The 8,390-nt window shown below is 46.4% G+C and carries 10 protein-coding genes; 8 read left to right on the forward strand and 2 right to left on the reverse strand.

Features of this window, described 5'->3' with window-relative positions; genetic code table 11:
- Both S7335_RS25010 and S7335_RS25015 read right to left on the reverse strand, forming a co-directional pair.
- Window positions 1-289: hypothetical protein (locus S7335_RS25010; RefSeq protein ID WP_038020390.1), on the reverse strand; the 289-nt coding region annotated here is incomplete at its 3' end.
- Window positions 290-356: 67 nt separating this feature from the next.
- Window positions 357-929 (reverse strand): hypothetical protein, encoded by a 573-nt coding sequence (locus S7335_RS25015; protein WP_006458925.1) that lies wholly within the window; start codon window positions 927-929, stop codon window positions 357-359.
- Window positions 930-1,436: 507 nt separating this feature from the next.
- Between S7335_RS25015 and S7335_RS25020 the strand changes: the two genes are divergently transcribed.
- The 8 genes from S7335_RS25020 (at window position 1,437) to S7335_RS25055 (ending at window position 8,363) form a co-directional block, all read left to right on the forward strand.
- The gene (locus tag S7335_RS25020; protein ID WP_006458909.1) at window positions 1,437-2,225 is read left to right on the forward strand and encodes a class I SAM-dependent methyltransferase; all 789 of its coding nucleotides are present in this window, start codon (window positions 1,437-1,439) and stop codon (window positions 2,223-2,225) included.
- A 232-nt stretch (window positions 2,226-2,457) separates the two neighbouring features.
- Window positions 2,458-2,835 carry a hypothetical protein gene (locus tag S7335_RS25025; RefSeq protein WP_006458947.1) on the forward strand — a complete coding sequence of 126 codons (378 nt, stop codon included), beginning with the start codon at window positions 2,458-2,460 and terminating at the stop codon, window positions 2,833-2,835.
- Between the two features lie 10 nt (window positions 2,836-2,845).
- Complete coding sequence (locus S7335_RS26475; protein WP_006458945.1) at window positions 2,846-4,843, forward strand: caspase domain-containing protein; 1,998 nt, start codon at window positions 2,846-2,848, stop codon at window positions 4,841-4,843.
- Window positions 4,844-5,088: 245 nt separating this feature from the next.
- On the forward strand, window positions 5,089-5,649 hold the full coding sequence (locus S7335_RS25035; protein WP_006458910.1) for a recombinase family protein: 561 nt from the start codon (window positions 5,089-5,091) through the stop codon (window positions 5,647-5,649).
- Window positions 5,650-6,019: 370 nt separating this feature from the next.
- Window positions 6,020-6,592 (forward strand): toll/interleukin-1 receptor domain-containing protein, encoded by a 573-nt coding sequence (locus S7335_RS25040; RefSeq protein WP_227500126.1) that lies wholly within the window; start codon window positions 6,020-6,022, stop codon window positions 6,590-6,592.
- 152 nt (window positions 6,593-6,744) lie between these two features.
- Window positions 6,745-7,449 carry a toll/interleukin-1 receptor domain-containing protein gene (locus S7335_RS26480; RefSeq protein ID WP_006458900.1) on the forward strand — a complete coding sequence of 235 codons (705 nt, stop codon included), beginning with the start codon at window positions 6,745-6,747 and terminating at the stop codon, window positions 7,447-7,449.
- A gap of 88 nt (window positions 7,450-7,537) precedes the next feature.
- On the forward strand, window positions 7,538-7,903 hold the full coding sequence (locus S7335_RS25050) for a toll/interleukin-1 receptor domain-containing protein (protein ID WP_038020397.1): 366 nt from the start codon (window positions 7,538-7,540) through the stop codon (window positions 7,901-7,903).
- Window positions 7,872-8,363 carry a toll/interleukin-1 receptor domain-containing protein gene (locus S7335_RS25055; RefSeq protein WP_006458912.1) on the forward strand — a complete coding sequence of 164 codons (492 nt, stop codon included), beginning with the start codon at window positions 7,872-7,874 and terminating at the stop codon, window positions 8,361-8,363. Before S7335_RS25050 ends, S7335_RS25055 begins: the two co-directional genes overlap by 32 nt.
- Window positions 8,364-8,390 lie beyond the last annotated feature (27 nt).

The following is an 8,390-nucleotide window of genomic DNA, read 5'->3' on the forward strand; positions in this document are numbered from 1 at the left end:
TGAGCACGATATCGGTCACGCTTTCCAGTGAGCCTGTCAACTGGTCTACCCTCTGCTCTTGGCTCAGTAATCCTTGAGCATGACGACTCAGCAGATCGATGACTTCATTCAGCGTTTCTCGATTGCCATTGGCCTGTTGAATCGATGGCCGCACAAATTGAGAAACCACCATTTCAAGCGCCTGAGTGAGGGCAGCGATGTCGCGAGCATTAATTTCTGGGGTTAGTCCTGGTGCGTCTGGGCTGCTCATGGCTGAAGAAGATGGAATCGTGACTGCATTGTAACTCATGGGTTATTCAGCACTTGCTTTTGCCGGATTGGACTTGACCGGATTGCGCTCGATTCCTGTACAGACACTAGCCAGCAGCGGGGGTGAGTTCTAGGCGGTCTATTCTCAGGTCTAGGTAACTCAAATTATCCAGCTCTATCCAGTGCATCATGGTGCCAGGGGGATGAGTGTCGTCTTTGATGAAGCTAGAAACGGCTTTGTCATACTGCTGCTTGGTCGTAGTCGAGGCTTCGAGCCGAGGCCAGTCTTGCCGGAAGCCAGACATCACTTCATCGTTTAGCTCATTTCTAAAGGTGGTGACGCTGCCGCTTTTCTCTTCTATCGAGAAGAAGAAGTAATCGCGGCTCTCTAACATGGTCCTGAGAACGACTTGAACTAGCGGATTGCTGGGATTCATCAGGGCATGGTATTGCTTGAAACCGTAGAATTCAAAGGCAAAGTGGACGACTTCAAACTGGCTGTTACCGTACAGGGTGTGGCCGAAGTTAAAGCCTAAGTTCAAGCAAGTTTGAGGAATGATTTCGCCGGGACGCATGGCGACAAATCCACTCTTTTTCTTATCCACTTCGACCGGTCCGAGTCCACAGCAGGGTGCTTCTGCGGCTACCAGCGCCTGGATAAAGGAACGGTTTACTGTCATGGAAGGCAGCATAAGCGGTGGCAGGGGCAATGCCTGAAGGACGCTCTCATCGTATCCCGAATAGGAAAAAGCCCTTATACTCCTTTTTCAGAGGTGTCGTAATAATTTGTTTTTATTACGACACCTCTGAAAGGAGCACACGACGATAACTGGAGGAGCTAGTGGGGTGAAGGCAAAGTTTGGTTCTTCTTACCGCATATGCTGATCGTCACGCGATCGCGCAGTTTGCTCTGCCGAAACCGCTAAATTAACGCCCCTTTTTGCGACAGATTAAATCCCTAGACTCAATTAATGACGGGCGATCACACAGCTCAAGCAGCAGCATTTCAGACAGCTCGAAAAACGACCATTTTTGGGACTGTAGCGGCACGACTAACCAAGACTCAACATGCATATATTTGGGCCATGAAGACTGCTCAGTCGCTGGAGCATGTATGCGTCCTACCGAGCTTTTGACTGTCAGTATGTCGCTGTACGATGATGCTCCTGCGTACGAAAGATTGATGTATGACTACCTACGACGCTATCGGTGCATCCTACGCTCAAACAAGGCAAAGCGATCCGCGCATCGCTCATACCTTGCTCAGAATCCTAGAACTTGAAGAAGGCGCTATCGTTGCAGATATCGGCGCTGGGACAGGGTCTTACGCTTCCGTGCTGGCCAACTATGGTTGCCAAGTTATCGCAGTTGAACCCTCAACAGTCATGCGCAGTCAGGCTATAGCTCAACCCAACATTCAATGGGTAGACGCCTACGCAGAAGCACTACCTCTCTCTGATTGCTCAGTGAGCGCTGCAATCGTTATGCTAGCGCTGCACCACTTCAAGGATTACCAGCAAGCCCTACGAGAGATCCAGCGAATCACAGGAGGTAGAAAGGTTGTTCTATTCACTTACGATCCAGACGCGATCACGCGGTTTTGGTTAACACAGTACTTTCCCAGCTTCGTCGAAGATGTTCAAGCTACTTTTCGACCTATCGAGGCTTTGAGGGCTGAAGTCGAGACAATTACCGCTCATCCTGTCAGAGTAGAGCCGTTTCCACTACCATATGACCTATCAGATTCATTTGCTGCGGTAGGGTGGGGGCGACCCGAACTCTATCTAGACAATAGTATTCGCAACGGCATCTCCTCGTTCGCTAAGCTCTCTGATAGAGAACTAGAGCAAGGGCTGTCAAAGCTAAGGAAGGATGTAGGAACCGGACTTTGGGATGAACGCAACGGTCACCTACGGAAGCAGTCGCAGTATGATGCTGGTTATCAGTTCCTATACACCACTAGAAACTCTTATTAGCCCAACTATTAAGTACCAAAAACGAAGATTTTCGGAACGATCAAACGATCAAACGAGTTCGGCAACAGTACATCACTTCGGTAGCCTTCTATTGCTGCATAACTAGCACCGTGAGCCCATTAATGTAAAGCTATGTATATGATTCGTTTAGATGTTGTTTGTTTTTAAGTTTTCTATCCGAATAACTATATAAATGATAAATGCAAAATGAATTCACCTATGGATAAGCACTGTGCCTGATGATTCTAAAGTAAAGCTTACAATTAACTTCAACGATCCAGAATTAGATCCAGAAGAAAGAGATGAGCAAGCACAAAGGCTCATCTCTGAACTAAAACAAATGGACGAGCTAGAATCTGTTGACCGTGTGCTAGATCCCACACCTCCTGAAGGGAACAAATCAGTAGGCGGTATGTTAGTCGGATTACTAACGGCTGAGATTAGCACCGAGAATGCTCAGCGGGTGATGCAGTTTATAGGAGATCGCCTGGGTGGAAAAGCAATTGAGCTTTCTGTAGAAGTTAAAGGGAAGAAGCTCTCAGTGAAGGCTCATAGCAGAGAAGAACTGGAAGCTGCTATGAAAGCCGCTCAAGAATTTGTTGCAGCGTGAGTAAATAGTCATGACAAAAGTTGCTTTACTGATTGGAGTCAGCGAATACGAGCCAGAATTAAGCCCGCTGCCTGCTGCTACTAAAGATGCAGCGGCTCTTAAAAAAGTTCTATCTGATCCAGAAATGGGTGAATTTGATGAAGTCAAGATTCTCACGAATCCTGACCGTCAGGACATGCAATACGAAATTGAGACACTGTTTGCAGATCGGCACAGAGACGATTTTATATTGTTGTTTTTTTCAGGTCATGGCATTAAGGATGATAGTAACAGTTTATACTTTGCTAGTCGTATCACTCGTAAGAGTCCAAAAGGTAATTTAGTCGTTTCCACAGCTGTTCCAGCACGATTTATTCACGATGTCATGAATAAAAGTCGAGCTAAGCGACAAGTCCTAATTCTAGATTGCTGCTTTAGCGGAGCCTTTGATCCAGCATTGCAGACAAAGGATGACGGGTCAGTTGATTTAAGAAATCAACTAGGTTCGGAGGGACGAGTTGTGCTCGCTTCCTCTAGCTCAACGCAATACTCTTTTGAGCAGCAAGGGTCAGAGCTGTCTCTGTATACTCGACATCTCATTGAGGGAATAGAAACGGGGGCGGGGGACCACAATGAGGATGGCAAAATCTCGATGAGAGAGCTGCATGACTATGCTACTAGCAAGGTCCAAGAGACAGCACCGAGTATGACACCAAAGCTCATCACACTTAAGGACATGGGGTTTGATATTGTCCTGGCTAAAGCAAAAGTCACAGATCCTCAATTAAGCTATCGCAGGCAAGTTGAACGGTATGCTAGCCACGGTGAAATATCATCGATTGGACGAACAATATTAGATCAACGTCGAAGTCAGCTAGGTATAGATCTGGAAGCTGCTCAAGAAATAGAAGCTACGGTTCTGAAACCATATCAAGAGCGCTTAGAGAACATACAGCGCTACCGTTATATGTTTTCTGATGCGATTGAGCGGAAGTACCCTCTGACTGCTCAGGCTCAATCTGAACTAGAAGATTTACGGGAGGTTTTAGGACTAAGGCAAGAAGATGTTGCTGAGATCAAGCAGGAGTTTGCTGAGCAGATAGAGCAGACGCAAGAGACAAAGAAGCTTGAGCATCAGAAGAACTTACAGCGATATGAGCAAGAATTTCAGAAAGCTGTCAGAACTGAATATCCCATAGGCGGGTATGTACGTGAGGGCTTACAAAAGTTTCAGAAGTCTTTAGGACTGCAGGAGCAAGAAGTTGAATCTATCGAGCGGCCCATTCTTGCACAGAAAGAAGTTAGCTCTCAGAAAGAGCTAACAGCTAAGAAAACAGCTTCAAGTCAAAATGCACCACAACCAGAACCTGACTGGCTCAATTATCGCCGTAAGTTACAGCAGTATGAGGAGGAATTTCGCAAGGCAGTTGCCACTGAATATCCATTGAGTGAGTCTGAGGGTAGCAGGTTGACTCACTTACAAAGATCTTTACAATTGAAGTCAGAAGATATTCAGATCGTTAAAAGTCGTATCGTTGCGCAAACGGCATTAAATCGCGAAGTAAAGACTCAAGTAGCAAAAGATAGCCAGCCAGAGAAAACAGATTCAAGCAAAAAAGGTAATAGTAGTTCTCCCCACAATCGAGGGGGCAGGGAGCTCATTAATCGGGGGGGTTGGGGCTTTCTTTGGGCTGCAGGGAGCCTTTTCTACCTGCAAATCATACTGTCCATGCTTGGAGGAGAGGAGTCATCCAGTGTTATGGCTATATTTGTAGGAATGATATGTTCTTTAATTGGGGGAGTTATATACGGTCAGCCAAGTAGAAAATCGAAGTTTTGGGTGATAGGTGCAATAATCTTAGCGATCATATTGACCAGCCAAGTAGCGGTTCTCATAAATGACGGGAATGTGAATGATGGTAACACCTACAATAGTGCAAGAGCATATGTTACAGGGGCCTTGTATGCAGTAATGTTCATGCCTATTTGCGGAAGTATCGGCGCAATTCTCAAAAGATTAGAAAAGTGAATATAAGTGTTGGTATTGTCAAAGTTCTTGAGGTACTTATAGCTTGAGATATCTCTCGAATATCGTGTGATAAAAGAGAGCGCTAGACGAGCTTCGTGAGAAATCTCATCTAGCTAAAGTCATTACGCCCTTTACATTCTCATATTTCAGACCTTTTGAGACATATACAAAACTACGTCTCAATCCATGTCTCAAAATAGCGTTCTCATAACGTCTAAAATATAGTGAGACGTTTGAGGTCGGTTATGGCGACGGTTGGCTATGCCAGGGTGAGTTCGGTTGGTCAGAGTCTCGATGTGCAGCTCGATAAGCTCAAGGACTGCGACAAAGTATTCAGAGAGAAGAAAACGGGCACTTCTAGCACTCGGCCACGGCTGAAGGCTTGCCTGGAGTACGTCCGCGAGGGCGATACGCTGGTGGTGACCCGGCTTGATCGGCTGGCCAGGTCTACTCTGCATTTGTGCCAGGTGGCTGACCAGCTCCAGGAGAAGGGCGTCAATCTGAAGGTGATTGACCAGAGCATTGATACGAGCGATGCAACTGGCCGACTGCTGTTTAACATGTTGGGTGCGATCGCACAATTTGAGACCGAAATTCGCGCTGAGCGGCAGATGGACGGCATCCGCAATGCGAAGGCGAATGGTGTTCAGCTTGGTAGAAGAAAGCATCTGACAGAGAACGAGCAAGTAGAACTGCAACTGAAGCGGCAGGACGGTGCTCTTATCAAAACGCTTATGGAAGAGTACAACATCTCAAAGGCTAGCGTCTATCGCTACCTAGATGGCATAACCGTTGAGTCATCTTAAGAGTTTCATCCAAAAGCAATGCTGTGTAAGGCTTCTGCATTCACTTGAGTAGGCATAGTTTACGACAAGTATGCAACGGTTATGGTATTTAACAACTCGTTGAAGTTCATATCACTTCCAGCACGTCTTATTTTTTTGGTCGTCCAATACGGATGCTGAAAGACTTCTGTGGTAGCAACTTCAGAACCCAATAGCCCCTTGTAACAGCTATGCTTGTGCAGGGAATTAGAAGAGTAATTGCAGATAGGAGAGTTGCAATATGGTTAGATGCACAGCACCGGTAAGGGGCCACCACACAGCGAGTGGGAGGGCAGCCTGCCCTCTATGTAGCGGCAGATATCGCGGATACAAGTCTTATTCCTCCTACTCTATGCCCCAATCCCAATTGAGGAGCGGTAGAAGCAGCGGAGGCGGGTCTTCTAACAGCACGAGGCCGCGCTGGTCGCGGGCGGGTTCTTCCGTAGTGTACACACCGGCCGAGGTGAGGTCACTCGATCCGATCCGCCGAAGCGTCGAAAAGCAAGCATCCCGACCTGATCTTCGGGATATCTTCCTCTGCCACGCATGGGATGATCGAAGAGGCATTGCTAAGGAGCTACACGATCTGCTCGAATCACTCGGTATCTCTGTCTGGTTCAGCGAGAAAGATGTCCTTCTCGGTGCGTCGCTGCTCCGCGAAATCGATAAGGGACTTGCGAGGTCGCGGGTCGGGATTGTGCTTGTGACCCCTACACTGTTGCGCCGCGTTGAAGGAGAGGGTATCGCCGATAAGGAGCTTTCGGCACTCCTCGCACGTGACCTGCTTGTTCCTATTGTGCATGACACAACGTATGAAGCGCTTCGCGAAGTTAGCCCTCTGCTCGGCTCGCGAAGCGGCTTAAACACCGCAGAGGACACGATGGAAAATGTTGCGGCTAAGCTCGCCGAGTTGGTTGCTCTCTAGCTCTGCACCACACCCAGATCTTAATCACGGTATAACGATGTAATGCGTTAAGGTCCGGCTTATGCATGTATTTAGAATGGAAGATTGGCCGTCCGGACTCGATGCGTTACTACCATTATGCGTATAGAAATTATTAGAAATCTCTCTTGCATATGAATGATATTATCTGGGATGCTTTTATCTCTCATGCTTCCGAAGATCACAAAGAAGTTGTTATACCCTTAGCAGATCTATTAACAAGTTCTGGGTTAAAAATCTGGTTGGACAAAGGCGAAATATTTGTTGGGGATAGTCTGAGAGAAAAGATTGACGAAGGACTAGCTGGATCTCAATTTGGAATAGTTATTTTGAGTCACAATTTCTTTTCTAAAGACTGGCCAAGAGCTGAGCTAGATGGATTGTTTTCACGAGAGATTAGTGGGGAGAAAGTCATCCTTCCTGTTTGGCATAATATAAGTTTAGAGGAAATCAAGAGATACTCACCTCTAATTGCTGGGAAATTCGCTGTGAGCACTAGCGATGGCTTATCTAGGGTTGCGAAGCAGATCCTATCAGCAATCCATAAAGTTGGAAGGAAGGCATCGATAGGAAAACCTATCTATACTGGGAAACTAACCAAGAAAGCAATCATGAAGTTTCCCGAAGGAAGTTACTTAGTATCTAATTGTTATAGTTCTTTCGATAGAAGACCTCTTATAGAAGAACATGTCGGTTATGTAGATGAAAGGGAAAATCTATGGGAACAGGCAAAATCCAGTGGCTCTGACGGGCGTTTATGCCACGTATTCAAGGATTATGATGATTATGTTGCTTATGCAAGAATGATCTATTCATCTTCGATTAAAGGAAGCACATAAAGACAGGGTTCTGTAATTAGCTAGCAGAACTCTCCTGTATAGTAATTGCGAAAATTGTCTCACTCTAGTAATAAATAATTAGCACAATATGGATAATTACGCATTCGCAAGCTATAGCCACCGAGACGCTAATGTAGTGATACCAATTGTCAAGGCGCTACTGGCACGCGGTTTTCATGTTTGGATTGACCGCATTCAGCTTGTGCCAGGTGAAGAATGGGGAATGTCGATCTCCAATGCACTCCGAGATGCTAAAGTGTTGCTGTGGTTTGCAGGACGCAACACGAGTTCTTCCTCATGGATGCAAGAGGAGCTAAGGGCTGCAAAGTTTTCTAACGAACAGATTGCTGTCATTCCAGTGCTGGTCGAAGGTGCGCTCCCAGATAAACTGCCCCCATTCCTCAAAGCGCGGCAATGGGTTGATGCACGAAGAAAGCAGAGACAAAGCCATTGACGCACTCTCCGATGCATTAGGAACATATTTAGGGCAACCTTCGCAGCCAATTGAGAAATCATCCACCCAAAGCGAAGGTTACTTTTTCATTAGCTACTCTGTCGAGGATCGGAAGTTCCTTGGCGAATTGAAATTATTTTTGAAACAAGAAGGGTATGGCTACTGGGATTTCCACGAAAGCAAGCGCAACTACCAAGCACAGTTTCACTTGGAGCTAGAAGGCATCATCCGTGATTCACGCGCAGTCTTATGCATTGTGACACCATCTTGGAAAACATCACGCTGGGCACCTCGAGAATATCTATTCACTGAGGATATTCGGAAACCTGTCTTCCTGCTGCGAGCGCAGCCTCTTGAACCAACCTTGCTGATTGCAGGGTCTTCTTACATTGACTTCGTTGATGATAGAGCTCGAGCTTTTCTTGAGCTTTCTCGCGAACTCTCATCCATTGGACTTTAGAGGGATAGTGCAGTTAGCTCAACAGCT

Source organism: Synechococcus sp. PCC 7335 (genome assembly GCF_000155595.1).
GTDB lineage: Bacteria > Cyanobacteriota > Cyanobacteriia > Phormidesmidales > Phormidesmidaceae > Phormidesmis.

Bases quoted from the DNA above. Each gene is read 5' to 3' on its own strand.
- S7335_RS25040 (WP_227500126.1), top strand. From the start codon at position 6,020: ATGCCCCAATCCCAATTGAGGAGCGGTAGAAGCAGCGGAGGCGGGTCT.
- S7335_RS25055 (WP_006458912.1), top strand. From the start codon at position 7,872: ATGCACGAAGAAAGCAGAGACAAAGCCATTGACGCACTCTCCGATGCA.
- S7335_RS25035 (WP_006458910.1), top strand. From the start codon at position 5,089: ATGGCGACGGTTGGCTATGCCAGGGTGAGTTCGGTTGGTCAGAGTCTC.
- S7335_RS25015 (WP_006458925.1), bottom strand. From the start codon at position 929: ATGACAGTAAACCGTTCCTTTATCCAGGCGCTGGTAGCCGCAGAAGCA.
- S7335_RS26475 (WP_006458945.1), top strand. From the start codon at position 2,846: ATGACAAAAGTTGCTTTACTGATTGGAGTCAGCGAATACGAGCCAGAA.
- S7335_RS26480 (WP_006458900.1), top strand. From the start codon at position 6,745: ATGAATGATATTATCTGGGATGCTTTTATCTCTCATGCTTCCGAAGAT.
- S7335_RS25020 (WP_006458909.1), top strand. From the start codon at position 1,437: ATGACTACCTACGACGCTATCGGTGCATCCTACGCTCAAACAAGGCAA.
- S7335_RS25050 (WP_038020397.1), top strand. From the start codon at position 7,538: ATGGATAATTACGCATTCGCAAGCTATAGCCACCGAGACGCTAATGTA.